This is a genomic window from Nonomuraea recticatena (genome assembly GCF_039533245.1).
In the GTDB taxonomy this organism is placed as follows: domain Bacteria; phylum Actinomycetota; class Actinomycetes; order Streptosporangiales; family Streptosporangiaceae; genus Nonomuraea; species Nonomuraea roseola.
The window spans coordinates 78767-100767 of record NZ_BAAATE010000019.1; the positions used below are offsets into that span (position 1 = coordinate 78767).

20 protein-coding genes and 1 pseudogene are annotated in these 22001 nt (G+C 71.8%); 10 read left to right on the forward strand and 11 right to left on the reverse strand.

Annotated features, from left to right (window positions below; genetic code table 11):
* Positions 1-18: 18 nt before the first annotated feature.
* The 3 genes from ABFX50_RS30655 to ABFX50_RS30665 form a co-directional block, all read right to left on the reverse strand.
* Positions 19-1266: a serine hydrolase domain-containing protein gene (locus tag ABFX50_RS30655; RefSeq protein ID WP_346151153.1), complete on the reverse strand. Its 1248-nt coding sequence runs from the start codon at positions 1264-1266 to the stop codon at positions 19-21.
* A 212-nt stretch (positions 1267-1478) separates the two neighbouring features.
* The gene (locus tag ABFX50_RS30660; protein WP_346151155.1) at positions 1479-1886 is read right to left on the reverse strand and encodes a hypothetical protein; all 408 of its coding nucleotides are present in this window, start codon (positions 1884-1886) and stop codon (positions 1479-1481) included.
* A 605-nt stretch (positions 1887-2491) separates the two neighbouring features.
* Positions 2492-3820, reverse strand: a complete 1329-nt coding sequence (locus ABFX50_RS30665) for an alpha/beta hydrolase (protein ID WP_346151157.1) — start codon at positions 3818-3820, stop codon at positions 2492-2494.
* A gap of 67 nt (positions 3821-3887) precedes the next feature.
* Here ABFX50_RS30665 and ABFX50_RS30670 point away from each other — a divergent pair, with 67 nt between their 5' ends.
* The gene (locus tag ABFX50_RS30670; RefSeq protein WP_346151159.1) at positions 3888-4463 is read left to right on the forward strand and encodes a TetR-like C-terminal domain-containing protein; all 576 of its coding nucleotides are present in this window, start codon (positions 3888-3890) and stop codon (positions 4461-4463) included.
* Between the two features lie 123 nt (positions 4464-4586).
* Here ABFX50_RS30670 and ABFX50_RS30675 read toward each other — a convergent pair whose 3' ends face one another.
* Both ABFX50_RS30675 and ABFX50_RS30680 read right to left on the reverse strand, forming a co-directional pair.
* Positions 4587-5501: a dihydrodipicolinate synthase family protein gene (locus ABFX50_RS30675; protein WP_346151161.1), complete on the reverse strand. Its 915-nt coding sequence runs from the start codon at positions 5499-5501 to the stop codon at positions 4587-4589.
* On the reverse strand, positions 5498-6673 hold the full coding sequence (locus ABFX50_RS30680) for a mandelate racemase/muconate lactonizing enzyme family protein (RefSeq protein ID WP_346151163.1): 1176 nt from the start codon (positions 6671-6673) through the stop codon (positions 5498-5500). Before ABFX50_RS30680 ends, ABFX50_RS30675 begins: the two co-directional genes overlap by 4 nt.
* Before the next feature lie 170 nt (positions 6674-6843).
* Between ABFX50_RS30680 and ABFX50_RS30685 the strand changes: the two genes are divergently transcribed.
* Positions 6844-7575: a FadR/GntR family transcriptional regulator gene (locus ABFX50_RS30685; RefSeq protein WP_346151165.1), complete on the forward strand. Its 732-nt coding sequence runs from the start codon at positions 6844-6846 to the stop codon at positions 7573-7575.
* A gap of 1 nt (position 7576) precedes the next feature.
* Here ABFX50_RS30685 and ABFX50_RS30690 read toward each other — a convergent pair whose 3' ends face one another.
* From ABFX50_RS30690 to ABFX50_RS30705, 4 genes are all read right to left on the reverse strand, one after another.
* Positions 7577-8824, reverse strand: a complete 1248-nt coding sequence (locus ABFX50_RS30690) for a mandelate racemase/muconate lactonizing enzyme family protein (protein ID WP_346151167.1) — start codon at positions 8822-8824, stop codon at positions 7577-7579.
* A 64-nt stretch (positions 8825-8888) separates the two neighbouring features.
* Positions 8889-9734: a carbohydrate ABC transporter permease gene (locus tag ABFX50_RS30695; protein ID WP_183648311.1), complete on the reverse strand. Its 846-nt coding sequence runs from the start codon at positions 9732-9734 to the stop codon at positions 8889-8891.
* Positions 9735-9742: 8 nt separating this feature from the next.
* Positions 9743-10693, reverse strand: coding sequence for a carbohydrate ABC transporter permease (locus ABFX50_RS30700; RefSeq protein ID WP_183648308.1), 951 nt, complete (start codon positions 10691-10693; stop codon positions 9743-9745).
* On the reverse strand, positions 10693-11970 hold the full coding sequence (locus ABFX50_RS30705; protein WP_346151170.1) for an ABC transporter substrate-binding protein: 1278 nt from the start codon (positions 11968-11970) through the stop codon (positions 10693-10695). The genes ABFX50_RS30700 and ABFX50_RS30705 overlap by 1 nt, the downstream gene beginning before the upstream one ends.
* Positions 11971-12141: 171 nt before the next feature.
* Between ABFX50_RS30705 and ABFX50_RS30710 the strand changes: the two genes are divergently transcribed.
* Positions 12142-13779 carry a right-handed parallel beta-helix repeat-containing protein gene (locus tag ABFX50_RS30710; protein WP_346151172.1) on the forward strand — a complete coding sequence of 546 codons (1638 nt, stop codon included), beginning with the start codon at positions 12142-12144 and terminating at the stop codon, positions 13777-13779.
* Between the two features lie 113 nt (positions 13780-13892).
* On the opposite strand, the gene ABFX50_RS30715 is transcribed toward ABFX50_RS30710, so the two are convergent.
* Entirely contained in the window at positions 13893-14879 is a 987-nt protein-coding gene (locus ABFX50_RS30715) for a Gfo/Idh/MocA family protein (RefSeq protein WP_346151174.1), read from the reverse strand.
* A gap of 129 nt (positions 14880-15008) precedes the next feature.
* Between ABFX50_RS30715 and ABFX50_RS30720 the strand changes: the two genes are divergently transcribed.
* Positions 15009-15845 carry a Gfo/Idh/MocA family oxidoreductase gene (locus tag ABFX50_RS30720; protein ID WP_346151176.1) on the forward strand — a complete coding sequence of 279 codons (837 nt, stop codon included), beginning with the start codon at positions 15009-15011 and terminating at the stop codon, positions 15843-15845.
* 272 nt (positions 15846-16117) lie between these two features.
* On the opposite strand, the pseudogene ABFX50_RS30725 reads toward ABFX50_RS30720, so the two are convergent.
* Positions 16118-16510 (reverse strand): annotated as a pseudogene (locus tag ABFX50_RS30725) (alpha/beta hydrolase fold domain-containing protein); the annotation flags it as partial.
* Between the two features lie 64 nt (positions 16511-16574).
* On the opposite strand from ABFX50_RS30725, the gene ABFX50_RS30730 reads away from it, so the two are divergent.
* From ABFX50_RS30730 to ABFX50_RS30755, 6 genes are read left to right on the forward strand one after another with little or no spacing between them, the layout of a single operon-like run.
* Complete coding sequence (locus ABFX50_RS30730) at positions 16575-17861, forward strand: enolase C-terminal domain-like protein (protein ID WP_346151178.1); 1287 nt, start codon at positions 16575-16577, stop codon at positions 17859-17861.
* A gap of 45 nt (positions 17862-17906) precedes the next feature.
* The gene (locus tag ABFX50_RS30735; RefSeq protein ID WP_346151179.1) at positions 17907-18737 is read left to right on the forward strand and encodes an NAD(P)-dependent oxidoreductase; all 831 of its coding nucleotides are present in this window, start codon (positions 17907-17909) and stop codon (positions 18735-18737) included.
* Positions 18734-19501: an amidohydrolase family protein gene (locus tag ABFX50_RS30740; protein WP_346151181.1), complete on the forward strand. Its 768-nt coding sequence runs from the start codon at positions 18734-18736 to the stop codon at positions 19499-19501. The genes ABFX50_RS30735 and ABFX50_RS30740 overlap by 4 nt, the downstream gene beginning before the upstream one ends.
* On the forward strand, positions 19498-20490 hold the full coding sequence (locus tag ABFX50_RS30745; RefSeq protein ID WP_346151183.1) for a Gfo/Idh/MocA family protein: 993 nt from the start codon (positions 19498-19500) through the stop codon (positions 20488-20490). Before ABFX50_RS30740 ends, ABFX50_RS30745 begins: the two co-directional genes overlap by 4 nt.
* A 34-nt stretch (positions 20491-20524) precedes the next feature.
* Positions 20525-21280 (forward strand): creatininase family protein, encoded by a 756-nt coding sequence (locus tag ABFX50_RS30750; RefSeq protein WP_346151185.1) that lies wholly within the window; start codon positions 20525-20527, stop codon positions 21278-21280.
* A gap of 1 nt (position 21281) precedes the next feature.
* Entirely contained in the window at positions 21282-22001 is a 720-nt protein-coding gene (locus ABFX50_RS30755) for an NAD-dependent epimerase/dehydratase family protein (protein WP_346151187.1), read from the forward strand.

Genomic DNA, 22001 nt, shown 5'->3' on the forward strand with positions numbered 1-22001 from the left:
GACACCCCGGCCGCCTCATCAGCCGATCCGGCGCCCGCCGCAGAACACCTCCTGGACGAGCCCGTCCACCAGCTTCTGGAAGTCCTTCGCCGGGCCTCTCGTGACCTCGTCCACCCAGGTCACCGAGGCGGTCAGGGTCCTCTTGCCGTCGGGCGAGCTGTACATCAGCGCCCCGTAGCCGTGCGGGGGGCTGCCGTTGTGCTGGTAGACGGTGCCGCAGTTGGGGCCCAGGTCCTGCACGAACAGCCCGAGGCCGTAGCCCATCTTCGGGTGCGGCTCGCGCATCTCGGCCAGCAGCTCGGGCGGCAGGAGCTTGCCGCCGTTCAGCGCCGAGACGAACGTGTGGAGATCCTTGGTGGTCGAGATCAGGTCCCCTGCGCCGGCCAGCAGCGAGAGGTTCTGCCGGGAGATGTCGACCGTCTTCCACTGGCCGGCGTCCTGGTAGCGGTAGTAGCCGTGAGCGTGCGGCCCGGGGAGCCGCGTCCGGGCGCCGGGCACGGCGGTGCCCCGCATCCCGAGCGGCCGCAGGATGCGCCGCTGCAGCTCCTCGGCGTAGGAGCGGCCGGTGACCTTCTCGATCAGCAGCAGGGCCAGCGTGTAGTTGGTGTTGGCGTAGTTCTGGTCGGTGCCCGGCTCGAACCGCGGCTGCTTGGACAGCGCCAGCCGGACGAGTTCCTGCGGCTGGTAGGTCTTGAACCGGTTGGCCAGCCATGCGTCGCCGGTGGCGGGGATGCCCGGCTTGACCGTGCCGTCTTCGAAGTACTCGCCGGTGTAGTTGAACAACCCGCTGGTGTGCTGCAGCAGCATCCGCACGGTGATCCGCCGGTCCAGGCCGAGCTCGGGCAGGTAGCCGGCCACCGGGGCGTCCAGCCCGAGCCTGCCTTCGGCCACCAGTTGCAGCACCAGGGTGGCGGTGATGGGCTTGATGACGCTGCCGGTCCAGAAGCTTCCGTTCGTCGGCGGTTTGGCGCTCTGGCCCAGCTCGCGCACTCCGGCGCTGCCGGTCCACTCGCCCCGCTGGTCGTTCACGCGCAGTTGCACCCCGGCGAAACCGGCGTCGACGAACGCCTGCATGGCCTCGTGGAGTTCCGGGCGGTCCTGCTCGGCAGCGGCTGCTTTCGAGCCGGCCCCGCTGTCGGCTGCGGCCGTCCCGGTGGTGGCCGCCCCGGCCAGCAGCGCCGCCGCCAGCGCGCCGACCGCCACGCGCCGCGAGACCCTGCCGCGCAGCCTGGTCGCCGTGATCGCTGATGGGGACTGGGTTTTCATTGTTCCTCGTCTCTGGTGTCGCGCTCAGGCGAGAGCTCGCCGAGCGACTCGGGGTCGATGGGGGTGGGGGCCGGGCCGCGGGCGCGATGAGCAGCGGAATCCTGTCGGCGGCGATGGGCCGGCCGCCCGGCTGTCGGGTGTGGTCCGGGTGGACCTGGTCGTCCATGCAGGCGGCGTCGACCAGGGCGAGCGAGCCGCTGGTCGACGGGCCATCAGGCGGCGTCGAGGGCCTCGGTGATCTTGCGGGTCATCTCGGCCAGGGTGGGGCTGAGCGGGCCCCGGTGCGTCCGGGCGGCTGCGTCGATGGCGATGATGACGGTGTTGCGGAAGTTGTCGGCTTCGGCGGGGTCGTGCTGCTTGAGCAGGCTCATGGCTTCGGTCAGGGCGGGGAGGACGTGGTCGGCGAGTGCGGCGGTGGTCTTGCCGTACAGGTGGATGTCGTTGGACTTGGCGGCGAGGATGTGGCCGACCAGGCCGGTGGCGGAGGACAGGGCGATGGAGCCCTCGGTGGCGCTCTTGTGGGGTGAGCCGGTGGCGTCGGCGGCGGCCATGAGGGAGACGGCGCCGTAGGCGGCGGTGCGCAGGGTGGCCTTGTCCTGGTCGGTAAGGGTGAGGGACATGGTGGTGTGCTCCTTCGAATCTGTTACGACATGCAAGGGAAAGGACGATGGTGGAATGGGGTCCTGCTGGTGATCGGTTCGCCATCGCTGAACCGTTCGTGGCTCCACCATCGCCGTTGGGTCTGATACCGGGCCGCTATCGTCCTGACATGGCCGCTGACACGACGGATCGCGTGGTCGGTGGCTGGTCGCCCCGTCGAGCACCGGCGCCAGGTCCACTCCGGTGATCGGCTCCAGTGAGGGCCGCAGAGGGCGGCCTCAGCGCGTGACGGTGACCGGGGTCCGCTGCCGGGTCGAGGGGGCGGTGTGGGCGCCGCTCGTGCGGCCGCGCAGCAGGATCAGGGCCGGTACGGCGGCGCCGAGCACCCCGGCGGCGATGGGCGGCGCCGCCCCAGGGCCATCCCGAAGGGGGGTGGATCAGGTGCCGTTCTGCGAGATCCGCAGTGGGCCGGCAAGCTGACGGAGGAAGATCGGCGCGCGCTCAGCCCGCTGTTCTGGGCCCATGTGAACCCCTACGGCCGGTTCGGTTGGACATGGAGACTCGGCTCGACCTCACTGCGGCGTGAGCGGACCTCCGGTGGGATGACATCGGCCCGCTGCGAGCCTCACCTGTGGTCGCGGAGGAAGGCGGAGATGCCAGTGCGGGTTGGGTAATTGGGCAGCGGCGACGGCTCGCCCTGGAGGAACGCTGTGATGACGGCGGCGGCGCGCTCGTTGTTGTCGTCGAGGCCGTTCCACATGCGGTGTCCGACGCCGGGCATGTATTGGGTTCGCTCGATGGCGGAGCCGGCGGCGAGGATGCTGGTCTGCCATTGGCGTGTCTGTGAGGAGCATTCGGCGATCATCAGCATTGCGGGGGTCCGGGAGCGGCTCAGCCCGGGAACGATAGAGGGTGAGTCTTTGATCGTCTGCTGGATCCGTAGGCTGGCGGCGGCGTTGAAGGACAAGTTCTCCGCAGTGTCCTCGGTTGGGATGCGGCCGGCGTCGCGCGCGCAGTAGGCGGAGGCCGTGTCGCTGCCGAGATCGGCGGCCTTGAAGGCGTTGACGCCTTCGGCCTGCGTGATCAGGCCGGTCTCGGGCGGCAGGAGTCCGAGTTGGATGAGGCCGAGTGCGACGGCGTACCGGGGGACGTGCGTCGCCCGCCCTCCGGTCGGGGCCGGGGCGAGGCCGCGCGCGGACGGTCGCCCTTGTTGCCCGTTGATCAGTGCGGTGGGGCCGTCCATGGGGCCGGGTTCGGCGATGATCGCCCGGTGCACGCGGGCGGCGGTGTCCGGGATGGCCAGGGCCCGGGTGAGCACGATCGCGCCCGCGGAGAATCCGAGGACGTCGGCCGGGCCCTTGTCCAGGCGGTCGATGAAGGCAGCGAGGTCGCGTACGGACCTGGAGATTGTGTACTGCTCCATGGGCAGCAGGTCGCTCCGCCCGCCGCCGGGGTGCTCGTAGGCGTACACGTCGTAGCCCTGTCCGGCCAGGAGCCGCAGGAAGCGGTGGTCGAGCACGGAGATGGAGCGGACGGGCCCGCCGTGGAGGTAGACGAGCGGCGTGGGACGGCGGGAGGCGTCGGCGGCGGGGGGATAGTGGTAGACCGCGACCCGGCTTCCCGTGCTCAGGCTCCAGTGCCCCGTCGCGACGAAGGGCAGGTCAGGCGGGTACTGCCGGGTCGTGGGAACGGTGGGGACGCAGACTGACGCGGTGAGCGCCGCGGCGGCGACCACCGGGACGAAGGGCCACAGCCGGCCCGGCCAGGTACGGCCCCGGCCGCGCCATAGCGCGGCGATGATGCCGGCTCCAAGGACGGTCAGCCAGGCGGCGAGCCCGGAGCGCGCGCCGTCCGTCACTACGACGAGGGCGAGGAACAGCCCGGCCAGCCCCACGACGGCGAGCAGGGCCAGGATCAGACGGCCGAGGAGGCGGATGGCGACGGGGAGAGACATATGAGTTTCCAAACGCTGTTTCAAAACGATGTTTCGAAACACTACCAGCTCGGCTAGGCTGGTCGTCGTGGGAAGGCCGAGAACGAACGACGACACCGTGAAGGACCGCCTCGTCGAGTCCGCGACCGAGATGTTCGCCACCCGCCCACGGGAGTCGATCACCATCCGAGCCCTGGCCGCCGCCGCCGGGACCGCGACCGCCGCGGTCTACTCGCTGTTCGACGGCAAGGACGGGCTGATCGCCGAAGTGCGCAACAGGGCGGTCGCCGGGCTGTCCAGGGAACTGTCGGCGGCGCCGACCTCCGATGACCCTCTCGCCGACCTCTATGCGCTGGCGGTCGCGTACCGGCGATGGGGGCGCGAGCACCGCCACCTCTACACCGTGTTGTTCGGCGGCGTGCAGAGCTTCGAACCGTCCGGCGAAGTGGGCGCCGCAGATCCCGTCAGGCCGCTCATCGAGGCGATAGACCACGCTCGATCGGCCTCCGCGCTCTCGGGTGACGCGACCTCGATCGCGCTCTCCCTCTGGGTGACCCTGCACGGTCTGGTGACGCTCGAACTGGCCGGGGCCCTCGACACCGCCACGGCCGAGGCCACCTTCCGCTCGGCGATCCCCGCCGCGCTGCGCGGCTGGGCAGCCTGACCTCATGTCGGCGCCTCGTCCCGGCCTGATCGGTCGCCAGAAGGACGACGCACTTCGAGACTCGCGGTGAGCTGTGGGCCGATACTGCTGAAGAGGACCCGCACATAGAAGTTCCGGGCCTGCTCAGCGCGGCGGGGTCGAGGTCGCGTGTGGGGGTGGTGCGGCCTGGAGTGTCTTCTCCAGCATGCTCAGTTCCGCGGGGTCGAGGTCGCGCAGCGGAGGGCGGCAGAAGCCCGCGGGCCGTCCCCAGATCCGCAGCAACCCCCGGTAGAGGGCCAGGTCGCTCGCGCCCCGCACCGCGGGATCGGTGACCAGGCGGCGCAGGGGCAGCAGGCGGGCCCAGGCGTCGCGGGCCCGCGGCAGGTCGCCCGCGCCCACCGCCTCCCACAGCTCGACGGCCGTGGCGGGCGCGACGTTCAGCAGCCCGCTGATCCAGCCGTGGGCGCCGCCCGCCATCGCCTCGAGCGGGGCGGTGAAACCGCCGTAGAACGCGCGGAACCCCTCGTCGGTGGCCGCGCGCAGCTCGTGGATCTGGTGCACGGTCGGCAGCGTGCTCTTGACCCCGCTCACCACGCCCTCGCGGTAGAGCCCCGCGAGGTCGGCCGTGGTCAGGGGGTCGGTCGCGGCGTTGGCGGGGATGTTGTAGACCCACAGCGGCAGGTCCGTGGCGGCCGCGACGCGGCGGTAATGGCCGAGGACCTCCCCGCGCGAGGGTCGCTGGAAGTACGGCAGGACGACGAGCGCGGCCGCCGCCCCCGCCTCCTGCGCGTGCCTGGTCAGCGCGATCGTCGCGGAGGTCGCGTAGGTCCCCGTCCCGGCGAGGATCGCCACCCTGCCCGCCACGGCCTCGACCGCCACCTCGAGCAGCCGCCGTCGCTCGGCGTCGGTGAGGGCGACGAACTCGCCGCTGGTCCCGCCCACGACCAGGCCGTGGACGCCCTCGGTGACGAGCAGGTCGAGGTGCGCGGCGGTGGCGTCCTCGTCGAGTCGCCCTTCGGCGTCGAACATGGTCAGCGCGGCCGGCCAGACGCCTCTCACCTGGTGCCTCCGCGGTCGTACTCGGGCCTGAACGGGTGCTTGACGAGCTCCTCGATCCGCAGGCGCGGGCCCAGGCCGGGCTCGTCGGAGACCAGCCACTCGCCGCCGCTCACCTGCGGGGGGCCGTCGGTGTAGCGGTCCCAGAAGACGAGCTGCTCGGGCGTCAGCATCGACTCGGAGATGAGGAGGTTGGGCAGCGTGGCGGCCAGGTGCCACGTGGCCGCGCTGGCCAGCGGCCCGAACGGATTGTGGAAGGCGATGGAGACGGCGTTCGCCTCGGCGAGGGTGGCGATGCGCTTGGCGGCGGTGATCCCGCCGCAGAAGATGACGTCGGGCTGGGCCACCGCGACCGCGCGCTGTTCGAGGAAGGGCGCGGCGGCGTACGGGCCGGCCCACCGCTCGCCCGAGGCGATCGGCGTGGTCGAGCGCCTGGAGACCTCGGCCAGCCACTCGGGGCGCTCCGGCGGCACCGGCTCCTCGATGAAGGTCAGGTGGTACGGCTCCAGCACCTCGCACAGCCGTACCGCGTTGGCGACGTTCAGCCTGCCGTGGCAGTCGAGCATCAGGTGTACGTCAGGGCCCGCCACCTCGCGCGCGGCGGCGAAGTACTCGGCGAGCAGCGGCCAGATCCAGTTGGGCAGCAGCTCGGTCTCGGTCTGCCTGGCGGGGATGGCCGCCGGGGTCTCGTGGTGGACGCTGGAGACCTTGGTGTAGAAGCCGGGCAGCGTGGTCTTGATGGCGGTGAAGCCCATCGCGATGCGGTCGGCCACCTCCCGGGCGAAGGTCTCGGGGGTCTCCGTCGCCCTGGCATGGGTGTAGACCGGCACGCTGTCGCGGAACTTCCCACCGAGCAGGCGGTGGACGGGCACGCCGAGCGCACGCGCGTTGAGGTCCCACAAGGCCACGTCGATGGCCGACATCCCGATCGTCAGCAGCGTGCCGCCGAGGAAGGAGTCGCGGTACATCCGCTCGGAGTGCTGCTCGATGCGGGTGGGGTCCTTGCCGACGAGGTACTCGCCGAGCTCCTCGACGATCGCGGAGACCGTCCTGGTGCGGCGGCGCATGGCGACCTCGGCCACGCCCTCCACGCCGTCGTCGGTCTCGATGCGGACGTAGATGGCGTTGTAGTAACCGAACTCGACGATCCACTGCCGGACGGCGGTCACGCGCATGCGCTGGCTCCTCAGGTGGGGTGCCCTCATCCTCCGAAGAGAAAGGACCTAAGTCAAGGGTCGGAAGTTGCCCACGGTCGCCATCGTTGGGCCACCGCACAAAAGCGGGCCTGACGAAGGGGTTCGATGGTCTACGATGACGTGGAACATAGGTCTTTAGTGGAGGTGTCGTGCCAGAGTCATCAGGGCCCAGCGGTGCGCTCCCACGCGACCGCGAGCCTCTCGGCACCCGCGTCGCCGCTCTGATCACCGAGCACATCGGACGCCACGGGCTCGCCGACGGCGACGAGCTCCCCTCCGAGGCGAAGCTCGCCGAGGAGTACGGCGTGAGCCAGCGCATCGTGCGCGACGCCCTGCGCGCGCTCAGCCAGCAGGGGGTCATCCGCACCCGCCAGGGCAAGCGCGCCGTGGTCAGCGAGCTGCGCCCGGTGGCCGTGCACAGCTACTTCAAGCTCGCCATGGAGGCCGACGGCTCGGCCATCGACGAGCTCATCGAACTGCGCCTCGCTCTCGAGACCAAGGCGGCGGGCCTGGCCGCCACCAGAATCTCCCCCGAGGAGCTCGAGCGGCTGCGGAGCCTGCTCGACGAGGCCGAGCAGGCGGGCGACGACCTGCGCGGACGGGTCGAGCTCGATCTGGCCTTCCACATCGGCATCGTCAAGGCGGCCCGCAACCGCTTCTTCAGCGGGGTGATCGAGGCGCTGTCCGACGTGCTGGCCACCGAGCGCGAGCGCGGCAAGGAGCTGACGGAGATCCTCGGAGAGTCGCACGCGGAGAGCGACGCCGAGCACAGGGCCCTGCTGCTCGGTCTCGGCACCGGCGACGCGGCGCTGGCCGAGCAGCAGATGCGCACCCACCTGGAGCGCGTCCAGCGCACCTTCCGCGGCGACGGCCTGGAGTGAGCTACTCCCAGACAGGGGCGCGCTCCGCCTGCCGGTAGAGCGCGTCGAACTCCGCCGTGCCGTCGTCCTCGTGCACGTCCAGGCTGGCGCCGCGCGGCTGGACCGGCAGGTTGCCGACATACCTGCACTCCTCGAACAGCTGCTTGATGCCCGCGTAGCGGCGCACCCGCCCGTCGCCGAGGTGGAAGCCGAGCAGCCGTCTGGGCGGCGTGGGGGTGAAGCCGTCGGGCACCCGCCAGCGTTCCAGCGCGTCCTCGTCGAGGGTGACGCCGAGTCCTGGCCCCTCGGGGACCCTGGCGTAGCCGCCGCGGATCTCGATCGGCTCGGTGATCAGGTCGTCGGCGTAGACGTTGAGGCAGGTGACGGCGGGCCAGCGGGCATGGGTGAGCACCGCGCCGAGGTGCAGCGTCCACGCCGTGGTCAGCCCTGGCCCGACGATCTGCAGGAACAGGTCCTTGTTGAAGGCCGCCGCCTGCAGCCCCTGGGCCAGGGTGCCCGCCACGCCCGCGTTGCACGACACGAAGCCGTCGACGGCGTCCTCCCTCATCCACACGGGGAACAGCGCCTTGTTGTAGTGCTCGGCGACCGGCCTGTTCACCCGGGCGCGGACGGCCTTCTGTCCCGCCACGTCCGACTGCAGCACCGGCGACTCGTACATGCCCACGCGCGGCTGCCGGTCCAGCTCGCGCAGCACCTCGATCGCCTCGCCCGGCGTGCGCAGCATGCCGTTCCAGTCGAGGTCGAGCACGTAGGTCTCGGGCGTGACGGCCGAGAGCGCGGCCACCTGCTCGTGGACGTCGAACCATGGTCTGGCCTTGAGCTTGTGGGCGAGGTAGCCCTCGGCGAGCGCGTCCTCGGCCTCCTGCGCCAGCACGGAGGGTGGCATCTTGGTGCTCCACCAGGCCAGCGGGCACCACTGGCGCACCATCGGCTGGCCGAGCAGTCGGTGCACGGGCACGCCGAGGGCCCTGCCGACCACGTCGTAGAGCGCCATCTGCAGGCCGGCGCCGAGCGAGTCGTCGGCCATCAGCTCGGCAGGGTGGCGCTCCATAACGCGGGCGGCGCTCTCGTCGGTGGTCCTGGCCCAGGTGTAGTGCGGCAGGCTCTCGCCGTACCCGACCAGGCCGGGGGAGTTCGTGCGGACGCGCACCACCTCCACCACGCCGAACTCCGAGACCAGGATGTCGTTCCACGGCCGTGAGCGCTCCCTGAAGGGGACGTGCAGGGTGATGCGCTCGACAGCGGTCACACGCAGGCTCGTCGAGGTCCGCCGTGATGTCGGCGACGCTGCCGACCAAGAAGATCGTTTCATGTCACTTCCCGTATCCGGCGGCGATGCCCTCGATGAGGCGGCTGCTCATCCACAGGTAGAGCAGCAGCAGGGGGATGACGACGATGCAGATCCCCGCGAACAGCACCGACCAGCGGGCGCCGGTGTACTGCATCGTCTGGATGAAGTTCAGCAGCGTCAGGGAGATCGTCTTCTGCTCCCGCAGGAACGACAGGGCGAAGAACGTCTCACCCCAGTCGCCGATGGCCTGCAGGATGAACAGCGCGATCAGCCCCGACCTGGTCAGCGGCAGCATGACGCGCCAGTAGGTGTGGTACGGGCTGGAGCCGTCCAACGCGGCGGCCTCCTCGAGCTCACGGGGCAGCGAGGCGAAGAAGGCGGTGAGGAAGAAGACCGAGAAGGGCAGGTTCGTGGCGATGTAGACGATCAGCAGGCCCGCCAGCGAGTCGATCAGCCCCATCCGGTCGAGACCGAGGTAGATCGGGATCATGATGGCGGGTCCAGGGATGCCGAGCCCCATCGCGAAGAAGACGGTGACGGGGCCGGACAGCCGCCAGCGGAAGCGCGACAGCACGTAGGCGGCGGGCGCGGCCAGCAGGATCGTGCCGAGACCGCTGCCCGTCACCAGCAGCAGCGAGTTGAGCACGCCGTCGCCGAAGGCGGCGGAGGTCCAGGCCTCGCCGTAGTTGCCCCACTGGAGCTCGGACGGCAGGCCCCACGGGTCGTGGACGACCTCCCTGGTGGTCTTGAGCGACGACAGCGCCATCCAGCCGACCACGAACAGGTCGAAGACGGCCAGCGACCAGGCCAGCGGCATCGCCAGGAGGAACAGCGGGCCGCGGCTGCGCCGTACGGTGCGGGTGGTCATGCGGCTCCTCAGTAGTCGGTGCGCTCGCGGCGGCCCATCACCCTGCGGACCAGCAGGGTCAGCACGACGGTGAGGACCATGGTGAGGACGGCGGCCGCCGAGGCGATGCCGTACCTCGGGACGCCGTCGGAGGGGAAGGCGCCGGCGTAGGCGTAGACGGAGAAGGTCCAGAGCCCCGTGGGCGGCAGGCTGCCGGTGGCTCCGGCGAAGACGAGCACGAACTCGAAGGTCTTCAGCGCGCCGATCGCCCACAGCACCGCGCACACCCCGATGACGTCCCACATCAGCGGCATGGTGATGTGCCAGAACCTGCGCACCGCCGACGCGCCGTCGAGCTCGGCCGCCTCGTAGAAGGCGCGGGGGATGCGGTCGGCGGCGGCCATGAAGATCACCGTGTACGTCCCCGCCGCCAGCCACGTCATGCCCGCCATCACGGTGGTGAACATGTTCTCCGGTGCCAGCCACAGCGGCGGCTCCGCCACGCCCAGCGCCTCGAGCACCGAGTTGGCCAGCCCGTCGGGGTCGAGCATGAATCCCCACAGGATGGCGATCACCAGCCCCGGCACCAGGCTCGGGAAGAACACCACGGCGCGCACGAACTTCCTGCCGACCATGTCCTGCAGGAGCATGGTCAGCACGAAGGAGATGAGGAAGACGGCGCCGCCCACCCCGAAGAGGATCTTCATCGTGTTCACGAACGACTGGCCGAAGACCGGGTCGGCGATCATCTCGGTGTAGTTGCCGAGCCCCGCCCACTCCATCGGCCCCGCGCCCGCCCAGTCGTTGAAGCTGATCCAGACGGTGAAGACGCTCGGCACGATCATGACGAGCGCGTAGACGAGCAGCGCGGGCAGCAGGAAGGGGCCGATCATCCGCCGCCTGGCAGCCTCGAAGGGCCCGATGCCCTCCACCCGTACGGCGGGCCGCGCCGCCGTACGTTCCAGGACGGGAGTGGCCATCAGCCCTTCGACTTCCAGTACGCGGCGGCGTTCTCGGCCATCTTCCTGGTGAACCCGGCCGCGGTGATCTTCCCGAAGAGCAGTTCGTCGCTGAGCGGCAGCAGCACCTTGGCGTTGAAGTCGCCGACGTCGACCACGTCCGCCTTGTTGATCTCCCCGCTGTCGAGCGCCCGCTTCAGGTCGGCGACCTGCGCGGCGGCGGGCACGTCCTTGCGCACCGACATCTCCAGCGCCACGCTCGACACCTTCTCCTGGTACTTCTTCTGCAGGAAGAAGGCCAGGAAGCGCTTGGCGTCGGCGGCGTTGCGGGCCTTCTTGGGAATGCCGAACCCGGTGGTGGTGACGTTCATCGTGGGGGTCCTGCCCTCCACCGAGGGGAAACGGAAGGCGCGGAACTCGAAGCCGGGGTCGGCGTAGGGCGCGACCTCCTTGGGCAGGTAGGTGCCCTGGTAGAGGAAGTCGGACTCCCCGCCCGCCCATTTCTGCTGCATGGCGGGGAACTTGGTGGCGTTGAACCCTGCGGGGAAGTAGCCGCCCTTGGCCAGCGACTCGACCATCGTGGCGGCCTTCAGCACCTCGGGGTTGAGCCAGCCCCGCCCCGTCCGGTCGGGGGCGAGGGCGTGCCAGCCCTCGTCGCCCATGAGCGCGCGGGCGAAGTGCTCCAGGTAGCGCACGTTGTAGTTGGGGATGCTGCCGTCCTGCCCGAGGGGGCTGCGGCCCTTGGCCTGCTGCCCCCTCAGCACGGCGGTGAAGTCCTCCCAGGTCTTCGGCGGGGCGGTGACCAGTTCGGGGAAGGTCCTGCCGTCGAAGAACCAGCCGTAGGTCGAGACCTGGTAGGGCAGCTGGGTCACCACCCCGTCGGCCGAGGTGGCCATCCGCCTGTAGGCCTCGCCCACGGTGTCGGCGACGGTGGCCTGCTCGCCGTGGACCTTCGCGCCGTAGACGTCGGACAGGTCGGCAGCCGCCTTGGTGGCGGCGAACTGCCTGGTCAGCTCCCTGTTGTTGCCCTCCACCAGGTCGGCGGGCACGTTGTCGGTGTTCAGGCTCGGCAGGAACGTCTTGACCGCGGTGCGGCCCTTCCACTGAGTCCTGACCCTGACCCCGGTCTCCTTCTCGAAGTCCTTGGCGGCCTCGGCCAGCACCTTCTGGTTGGGCTCGCCCTCCGACCACATGCTCCAGATCGTGATCTCCTTGCCCGTGCCTCCCGGCTGACCGCCGCACGCGGTCAGCAGGCAGACGGCGGCGATGATCGCGGTTCCACCTCGGCTGATCATCATGGGCACCGCCCTCTCTTAACTAAGACATAGGACAGATGTGTGTGCCCACCGTACAGCGCATCGGCGTGCGGTCAAGAGGCGTTCCGGCGGGCCGATTCCTTGACGAAGGCTGTCGCGGCGGTTACATTCCGGCCAAACCTTCTGTCCTAGGTCCTAACGAAAGGCCCTGCGGTGACTGCTCAGGAAACCCCCCGCCGCCGCGTGCTCGCGGGACTCGGCCTGCTCGGCGCGGCCGTCACGGTCCCTCTGGCGGCGGCCACGCCGGCCGAGGCGTCCCTCACCAAGCCCGACGACCTCAACGCCTACCCCGCCATCGCCTACGGCGCGATCGCCGACGGCGTGGCCGACGACGCCGCCGCCCTGCAGCGCGCCATCGACGCGGCCGCCGCGGCGGGCGGCGGCACCGTCCACCTGGCCGCGGGCCACCGTTACCTGATCGGCACGTCGCTGAAGCTCAAGAGCGGGGTCGCGCTCGTCTCGGACAGGTCGAGGGCGTCGATCGTGCTGACCGCCGGGTACGGCGAGCCGCAGGTGATCTCCGCCACGGGCGTCTCGACCGTGGCCCTGCGCAACCTGAAGATCATGTGCGACGAGCGGCCCTCGCTCGTGGCCGGCGTCCTGGTCACCGGCGCCACCGACGTGCTCGTGGACAACGTGCACGTGGAGGGCGTCGGCGCGGGCACCTACGACACCGAGTCCGGCGAGGCCTCCAGCGCGCTCATCAGGTTCCTGAACTCCCGCCGCGTCCAGATCACCGGCTGCAGGGTGACCAAGGCGTACGTCGGGATCAACGTCGCGGGCAACTCCAGCCACGTCACCATCGACGACTGCGACGTCCACGACGTCACGCAGTTCGGCGTGCACGTGCTCGGCAACGCGACCAGCCACACCGAGCACCTGACCGTCACCAGGTGCCGCCTGGAGCGGATCGGCGGCACCTTCCCGCAGGTCGGCTACCCGATCTACATCACCGCGGGCGGCAACAAGCAGAGCCTGCACAAGCACCGCTTCGTCCGCGCGATGGACAACAGCGTCGTCGGCAACCGCAAGGCCTACGGCAGGGGCGGCAACGCCGACCTGCTGGCCGTCTACGACATCTTCGACGGCGTCTTCGAGCGCAACGTGCTCTTCTACGGCGGCGACGCGGGACTGTCGACCGACCGCTGCCGCAAGCTGGTGATCGCCAACAACATCGTCGGGTACTGCAACACCGTCGGCATCAACGTCTGGCAGAGCAACGACGTCACCGTCGTCGGCAACGTGGTCTACAACAACCACCAGAACTACGGCGGCGGCCTGAGTGTCGAGGCGCGCGGGGGGATCAGGACCTACGCGCGCGCGGGATTCAAGGCGGAGAACGTGGTCATCACCGGCAACCGCTGCTTCGACGACCAGCAGACCAAGACCCAGGACTACGGCATCTTCATCCACCAGCGCACCAAGGGGGTGGACATCGGCGCCAACACCCTCACCGGCAACAAGGAGGGCATGTTCAGGACGGGGTCGAAGGAGAACATCACCTACTCCTTCGTCGTGACGCTGGACGCGCTGCCCACCGAGGGCTACTGGGAGAAGGGCATGGTCGTCCAGCTGCGCGACCCGGCCCCGGGGCAGCCGCTGCGGTGGGTGTGCGTCGTGGCCGGCACGCCGGGCACCTGGCGTCCCGAGGCGGCCCAGGACGTGCCCGCCTCCATCACGGCCGTCCCCTCCTACCAGGGGCAGCTGGCCCTGCAGGGCGCCGCCCTCTACGTCGCCACCGGCACCGCCTCGGCCGCCGACTGGCGCAAGGTCGCCGACCTGCCCGCCTGACCACCGCTCCCGCGACGGAAGGACGGCCTCGGCCCTCCCTCCCAGGACCGGAAACCTCCGCCCTCCCTCCCCAGGACCGGAAGGGGAGGGAGGGCGGAGGCCGTACCCGCTGGTCAGCCCGGCTTGACCGGGCCACCCGAGCGGGCCGACTCGTAGACGGCCAGCACCAGCGCCAGCGCGGCGCGGCCGTCGGCAGAGGTGACCTCGGGGGCCCTGCCCTCCGCCACGGCGGAGACGAAGTCGGCCAGTTGCAGGTGATGCGCCTGCGCTCCCAGCCGCTGCCCTGGCTCGGTTCTGTCCTCCTCGCCCACCTTGAAGGAGACCAACACCTCGTTCTCCACGACGGCGTGCCCCCTGTCGCCGTGCACCGACACCCGCACGCTGGCGCCGCCGTGCGCGGCGGTGGTGGCGAACAGCCGTCCCAGGGCGCCGCCCGCGAAGCGCACGGCCGCGACCGCGGTGTCCTCCACCTCGATGCCCTCGTGCGCGAGCAGCCCCGCGTACGCCGACACCTCCGCGGCGGGCCCGAGCAGGGCCAGCATCAGGTCGACGACGTGCACGCCCTGGTTCATCAGCGCGCCGCCGCCGTCCAGCGCCCAGGTGCCGCGCCAGCCGCCCGAGTCGTAGTAGGACTGCGGGCGCCACAGCGTCACCTCGGCCGCGCCGGAGGTGAGGCGGCCGAGCTCGCCCGCCTCGATCGCCGCCTTGAGCCGCAGGAAGGACGGCTCGAACCGGCGCTGGCTGATCACCGTGACGGTCCTGCCCGACTCGCGCTCGGCCGCGATGATCCGGTCGGCGGCCTCCAGCGTGATGTCGATCGGCTTCTCGATGACCACGTGCTTGCCCGCCCGCAGCGCCGGCACCGCGGCCTCGGCGTGCAGGCCGCTCGGCACGCAGACGACGACCGCGTCCACGTCCTGCCTGGCGTAGAGCTCGGCGAGGTCGCCGTGCGCGTCCACGCCGTGCTCGGCGGCCAGCCGCGAGGCCCGTTCCAGGTCGGTGTCCGCCACGGCGACCAGCTCGGCCGTACCGTCCATGGCGGCGATCAGCCTCGCGTGCAACGCCCCGATGACCCCGCATCCAACGATCCCGAATCGCACGGCTCTCCCTCCATAGATATGACCTAGGACTCTAGTTCTGTGCCGGAAAAGGGTCAATAAGACCAGCGGAATGACCTACAACTGTCCTATGTCATACGATCAGCAGAGACAACGGAGAACGGAGCAGCCATGCGAGTGGGCATCATCGGCACCGACAACACCCATGCCGATCACGCCGTCAGGCACCTGAACGAGGAGCGTGCGCTCGGGGCCGCGCGCGTCGTCGCGGTTCACGGCGGCACACGGGAGCGGGCCGAGCAGCTCGGGGTTCCCGCGCGTGTGGAGCGCCCTGAGGAGCTGATCGGCCTGGTCGACGCGGTGATCGTGATGGACAGGGACGGCTCCCTGCACAGGAGCCACGCCGAGCCTCTGCTCAGGGCGGGCATCCCGGTCTTCGTCGACAAGCCGCTGGCGACGACGGTCGCCGACGCGGAGGCGATCCTGGCGGCGGCCCGCGCCGGGGGCGCGCCCGTCACCTCCTTCAGCGCGCTGCGCTGGAACGCGGCGCTGGAGGAGCTGTCGTCCGAGGTGGGCGAGCCGCGCGCGGTGGTCGCCACCGGGCCCGTCCAGCGCGACAGCCCGTTCGGCGGGGTCGGCTTCTACGGCGTGCACGCGGTCGAGCTGGCCCTGCACCTGCTGCCCACGCCCACCGCCGCGCCCGTCGTGTCGGTGCTGGAGGGCGCGGTCCTCGCCACCGTGCGGGCGGGGGACGCGCACGCCGTGATCAACTTGGTCGAACGCGACGCCTCGACCGCCGTGCCCTTCCACCTCCAGGTGGTCGGGGCGAGGGCCGTCGCCGCCGATCGGCTGCTGCTCGGCAAGGACTACACGCTGCCCTCGCTGCGGCGCTTCGCCGACATGGTGGAGACGGGGGAGTGGCCGCTCGGAGCCGACGACCTGCTGGCGCCGGTCCGCGTGCTGGAATCGGTCACCGAGGCCGTGAGGAACGCCTCGATCTCCGCCTGAGCGTCGGCCGAGCCCTCGGAGCCGGTGCGGTAGAAGAAACCGTGCTCGGCGCCGGGCAGGGTCACGACCCTGGCGGAGGGCAGCAGGGCGGCCAGGGCGTGGACGTGGGCATGCGGGAAGAAGCGCTCCTTGCCGACCACGACGAACAGGAAGGGCGGCGCTCCGGCGTGGGCGAGCGCCCCGGGGTCGGCCGCGTCGCCCCCCTCCTCCGCGAGCCGCTGGACGGCCGGCCCGATCTCCGGGTGCATGTCCTGCCAGGGGAACGGCGTGCCAGGCCCGTTGAGGCTCACGCACGCCAGCGGCGCCTCGCCCGCGCGGTGGCCGGCAAGGGCGAGCAGCGTGGCCAGATACGCGCCCGCCGAGCTGCCGACCAGGGCGACGGGCAGCTCGCCGAGCAGCCCCCGCAGGCGGTGGTAGCCGTCGGCCACGTCGGCCGTCATCTCCGCCAGCCGCCCGCCCACCCGGTATCCGAGCGACGCGCTCACTGTGCCCCTGCCCGCCGCCGCGCGCATCCGTTCGTGCCACTGCTGCCTGGCGCCGCCTGTCCAGCCGCCGCCGTGCACGAAGCAGAGGGCGTACGGCGCGCGCACCCGCGCCGGTTCCAGCAGGTCGAGGCCGCGTCGCTCGGAGGGAACCGGGTCGTACGGCAAGCTCACGATCTTCACGACGCTCCCCGCGTGTGGTGGAATGGTAGCTCCGAAGATAGATCCTAGGTCCTAGGTTGGCGAGATGCGTTCGACAGACATAGCGATCCGCGAGGCGGCGGCCACCTTCCGCGACATCGAGCTCGACCACCCCTTACGCCTCGCGGGCGCGACGGTCGACAGGTTCACCCTGGCGATCGTCAGGGTGACCGCCGAGGACCGCGCCGGCCGCCTGGCGTGCGGACAGGGCGCGAGCGTCCTGTCGGTTCCCTGGTCGTGGCCGGTGTCGCGGCTGTCGTGGACCGCCCGCGACCTGGCGATGCGCGCGCTGACCGAGCGCCTCGCGGCCACCGCGCTCACGACGGGGCCCGGCGATCCCTTCGAGATCTGCGCGGAGCTCGCCGCAGGCATGACGCCGAAAGAGGATGGCGCGCAGGACGGAGGTGACGGCGAGCCGCTGCCCGCACTGGCGGCGGCCCTCGCCCTGGGCGCGGTCGACAACGCCGTCCACGACGGCTGGGCGCGCGCGGCGAGGCGTCCGGCCACCTCGCTCTACGAGGGCTTCGCCCTCGGCCGCCCACGCCACCTGCTCCCCGTCCAGCACGTCGTCGGGGTGGGTGATCCGCTGGAGTCGCCAGGGCGGCGCGCCAGGCCCGAGCCGTCGGTCAGAGGCGGGGAAGGCCGCGACCATGGAGGGGCGGGCGGACCCGTCAGGCCGCTGCGGGCGTGGCTGCGCGCCGAGGGCATCACCCACGTCAAGGTCAAGCTCACGGGGCAGGACCCGGTCACGGACGCCCGCAGGGTCGCCGACGTCCACCGCGTCCTGCGCAGGAGCCCCGGCGGCCACCACACGATCTCGCTCGACCCCAACGAGGGCTACGCCGAGACCTCGGCCGTCGTGGAGTTGCTCGACGTCCTGCGCGCGAGCCCGGCGTGGGAGGCCCTCACCTACCTGGAGCAGCCCGTTCCCAGGGACGCGCCGCCCGACCCCGACGGCATGAGGAGGATCGCCGACAGGCTGCCCGTGCTCGCCGACGAGAGCCTGGCCGCCGAGCGGGACCTGCCCCGCCTCGCCGAGGAGGGCTGGAGCGGCCTGGTGGTCAAGGCCGCCAGGGGGCAGAGTCTGGCGATGAGGAGCCTGGCCCACGCCCGCGACCACGGCCTGCGTGTCACCGTCCAGGACCTCACCGCCGTGGACGTGGCGCTGGCGCACTCGGCCAGGCTGGCCGCGGCCCTGCCGCTCGACTGGCCGGCCTTCGAGTACAACAGCCGCCAGTACGCTCCGCGCGCCAACGACGGCCTGCCCGGCCACCTCGTCCAGGTGCGCCAGGGGCACATCGTGCCGGGCCCTGCGCGGCCGGGAATCCTCTGACCTATGTCTTTTCTTTGGGCCGTTCGGACCGTAGAGTCGTTGACCATGCATGTGGGATGGATCGGTACCGGCCTGATGGGCGAGCCGATGGCCCGGCGCCTCCTCGGGGCGGGGCATCGGGTGACGGCGCACAACCGCACGGCCGGCCGTACGGGCCCGCTGGTGGAGCTGGGCGCCAGCGCGGCGGCGACGGTCGCGGAGGTGAAGGGGGAGGTGGTGATCACGATGCTGCCCTTCCCCGCCGAGGTCATGGCCGAGGTTCTGGAGGGCGCGGCTCCCGGCACGGTCGTCGTCGACTGCTCCACCACCGCCCCCGCCCTGGCCAGGACATGGGCGGCGCAGGGGGAGCGCAGGGGCGTGGCCGTGCTCGACGCCCCGGTGAGCGGCGGCCCCGCGGGTGCGGGGGCGGGCACCCTGTCGATCATGGTGGGCGGCGACCCCGCCGCCTTCGAGCGCGTCAGGCCGCTGCTGGAGCTCATGGGATCGACCGTCGTCCACCACGGGCCGCCTGGCTCGGGACAGCTGGCCAAGCTGGTCAACCAGACGCTCGTGGCGGGGGCGACGCTGGCCGCCTGCGAGGCGTACGCGCTGGCGGTGCACGGCGGGCTCGACGTCGGCAGGGTCCGCGAGTCGGTCAGGCCGGGCGTGGCGGGCTCCCCTCTGCTGGACTTCCTGTGGTCACGCCTGGCCGAAGGCGACCTCGAGCCCGGCTTCAAGCTCGACCACTTCGCGAAGGATCTGGGCCTGATCCGCGAGGCGGCGGGCGAACTGCCGATGCCCGGCACCGACCGCGTGGCCGAGCTAGCCGAGCGGGTGCGCGCCGCGCACGGCGGCGAGCGCGGCACCCAGGCCATGGTCAGGGTGGCCGACCGGTGATCGTCGACTCGCACGTGCACGTCGGCAGGTGGAAGTACCCGCCGATCGAGGACTACCTGCCCGCCATGGCGCGGACCGGGGTGAAGGGCGCCGTCCTCGTCCAGTTCATCGGCAACGCGGACAACTCCTACCTCACCGGCCTCGTCGCCGCGCACCCCGGCAGGTTCGCCGCCGTCGCGATGGTCGAGGCAGACACCCACGGCGCCCCTGCGCACGTCGCGCGGCTCGCCGCGACCGGCCTGGTCAGGGGCGTCAGGCTGTGGGCCGAGACCCGCTCACCCGGCCCCGACCCGCTGGCGCTCTGGCGGGCGATCGCCGCCGAGGGTCTGGTCGCCAGCGTGAGGGGGCCGCTGGAGGACATCGCGAGCCCGCGCTTCGCCGCCCTGCTCGCCGAACTGCCGGAGCTGCGCGTACGGCTGGAGCACGTCGGCTTCACCACCTATCCCGACGCCGACCGCGCCGCCTTCGACCGCTTCCTGGCCCTCGCGGCCCGCCCCCTGACCTACACCATGTGGGGCGGTTTCCACGCCAACAGCGGCACGCCGTACCCGTATCCCGACGCCGACCCGTACCTGCGCGAGACGGTCGCCGCGTACGGCGCGCGCAGGATCACCTGGAGCGGCGACTGGAACAGGCCCGACCCCGCACCAGGCGACTACGCCGCCGCCGTCAGGCACGTCCTCGAGCGGCCCTACCTCACCGAGGACGACCAGCGGCAGATCCTCGGCGGCACGGCCCGCGAGCTGTTCGGGCTCGCCCCATGAGCGTGCGCGTGGGCATCGTCGGCCCCGGCGGCATCGCCGGACGGCACGCGGACGCGCTGGCGGAGGCGGGCACGGTGCTGGCGGCCGTCGCGGGGCCCGACCGCGAGCAGGCCACGGCGTTCGCCGAGGCCCACGCCACCCCCGGCCACGGCCCGCCCGCCGTCCACGCGACCGCCGGCGACCTGTTCGCCCACCCGGGGCTCGACGCCGTGGTCATCGCCTCGCCGCACGCCCACCACGCCGCACAGGCGGAGGCCGCCCTGCGCGCCGGGCTCCACACGCTGTGCGAGATCCCCGTGGCGCTCAGCCTGGGCGAGGCAGAGTCGCTGGCCAGGACCGCCGCGCGGACCGGCAGGCGACTGGCCGTCGCGCACACGCTGCGCCACTGCGCGCCCTACCTCGCCGTCCGTGAGCTGGTCGAGGCGGGCGAGCTGCGCGTGACGCACGTCGTGGCCCGCACGCTGATGCTGCGCCAGCGCGATCTCGGGATGGAGGGCCGCCCCAGGGACTGGACCGACGACGTCCTGTGGCACCACGGGGCGCACACCGTCGACGCGGCCCTGTGGTTCCTCGGCGCCGAGTCCGCCCGCGAGCGCGGGGGCGACGCCTCGGGGGCGGTAGTCGTGCGAGGGGCGCGCGGCGAGCCGTGGCAGGGCAGCGGGAAGCCGATGGACGTGGCGGCCGTGCTCCGCGCGCCAGGGGGCGGGCTGGCCACGATCGCCCTCTCCTATCACTCGCGCCTGGCCGTGCATGACCTGACGATCATCGCCGAGGACCGCACCCTGCACCTGTCGGGAGGCGCGCTGCGCGACCACGACGGCGTCCTCGTCGACCGCGGCGACGGCGACCGCATGGAGCGCGAAGGGCTCGCCCGCCAGGACCGCGACTTCGTCACCGCGATCACGCGGGGGCGGCGGCCCGCCTGCACGGTCGACGACGTCCTGCCCGCGATGCGGGTGCTCGACGGCCTCGCCCGGAGCGCGCCATGAACCGGCACCCTGTCAGAACACACGGAGGAACCAGGTGAACGAACTCGCGCGGATGGTCACCGACGAGATCGGCGAGGCCCTCACCAGGGCGAGGATCGCCATCCTGCCCATCGGCTCGACCGAGCAGCACGGCAGGCACCTCACCTACGACACCGACTTCGCCATCGCCGACGCCTTCGCCCGCAGGCTCGCCGCCGACCTCGGTCATGCGGCGGTGCTCTGCCCCGGCCTGCCGTACGGGCTGTCGGAGCATCACCTGCCGTTCGCGGGCACTCTCACCCTCAGGCCCGCGACCCTGCTGGGCGTGTTGCGCGACGTGGCCGAGTCGCTCGCGGCGGCAGGGCTGCGCAGGATCCTCGTGGTCAACGGCCACGGCGGCAACGTCGACGCGGTCAGGCTCGCCGGACGCGAGCTGCGGCGCGACCACGGGGTGATCATGGCTCACGTCATGTGGGCGACGCTGGCGGGCGATCTCATCCAGGACCTGATGCGCAGCGAGCGATACGGCCACGCCTGCGAGGGCGAGACGTCGGTGGCGATGGCGCTGGCGCCTCAGGTCGTCCGCCCGGACCGGATCGGGCCGCCCGACCCCGCGCTCCCCGTCCTGCCGCATGCCGCGCCGCCCGCGCCGAGGGTGGACCTGCCGCTCGCCTACGACGCGCTGTCGGCGGGCGGCGCGCTCGGCGACGCCCGCCTGGCGGGCCCGGAGCTGGGGGAGAAGATCGTCGCGACCGCGTACGGCAGAGCGCTGGAGTTCGCCCGCGCCTTCGCGGCCGAAGCGGAGGCGTGAGGTGAGGGTGCTCGTGGCGGGCGGGTCGGGAGCCGTGGGCAGGCTCGTGGTGCCCATGCTCGCCACCCGCCACACGGTCCGCGTCATGGACCTCAGACCTCCCCGTGACGAGCCCTTCCACGGCAGCGAGTTCTTCCACGGCAGCGTCACCGATCCGGGCGCGGTCGAGCGGGCGGCCGAGGGCCAGGACGCCGTCGTCTACCTGGCCATGGGGCGCAAGACGGGCTGGCGCGAGGGGCCCGAGTGGGTGGCCAGCCACTTCGCGGCCAACGTGACGGGGACCTACGTGACCCTCCAGGGCTGCGCCGCGGCGGGGGTGCGGCGCGCCGTCTACGCCGGCAGCATGTCGGTCTTCACCGACTACACCGCGCGCGACTACACCGCCCGCCCCGAACCCGACGCGACCGACGCCTACGGGCTCACCAAGCGGCTCGGCGAGCAGGTGTGCGAGGCGGCGGCGGTGGAGCACGGGCTCGCGGTCACCGTCCTGCGGCTGGTCGGACCCATGCCCGACGAGGAATGGCACGCCTACGGCGGCGAGCACCGCGACGTGGTCACCGCGGGAAGCGACGTGGCCGCCGCCTTCCTCGCCGCGCTCGAACGCGCGGAGCCAGGCCACGCCGCCTACACGATCACCGGCGACCACGAACGGCGGGTGCTGGACTGGTCGCCCGCTCTCGCCGGCCTCGGCTGGCAGCCGCTGGCCCGGCGAGAGCGGTGA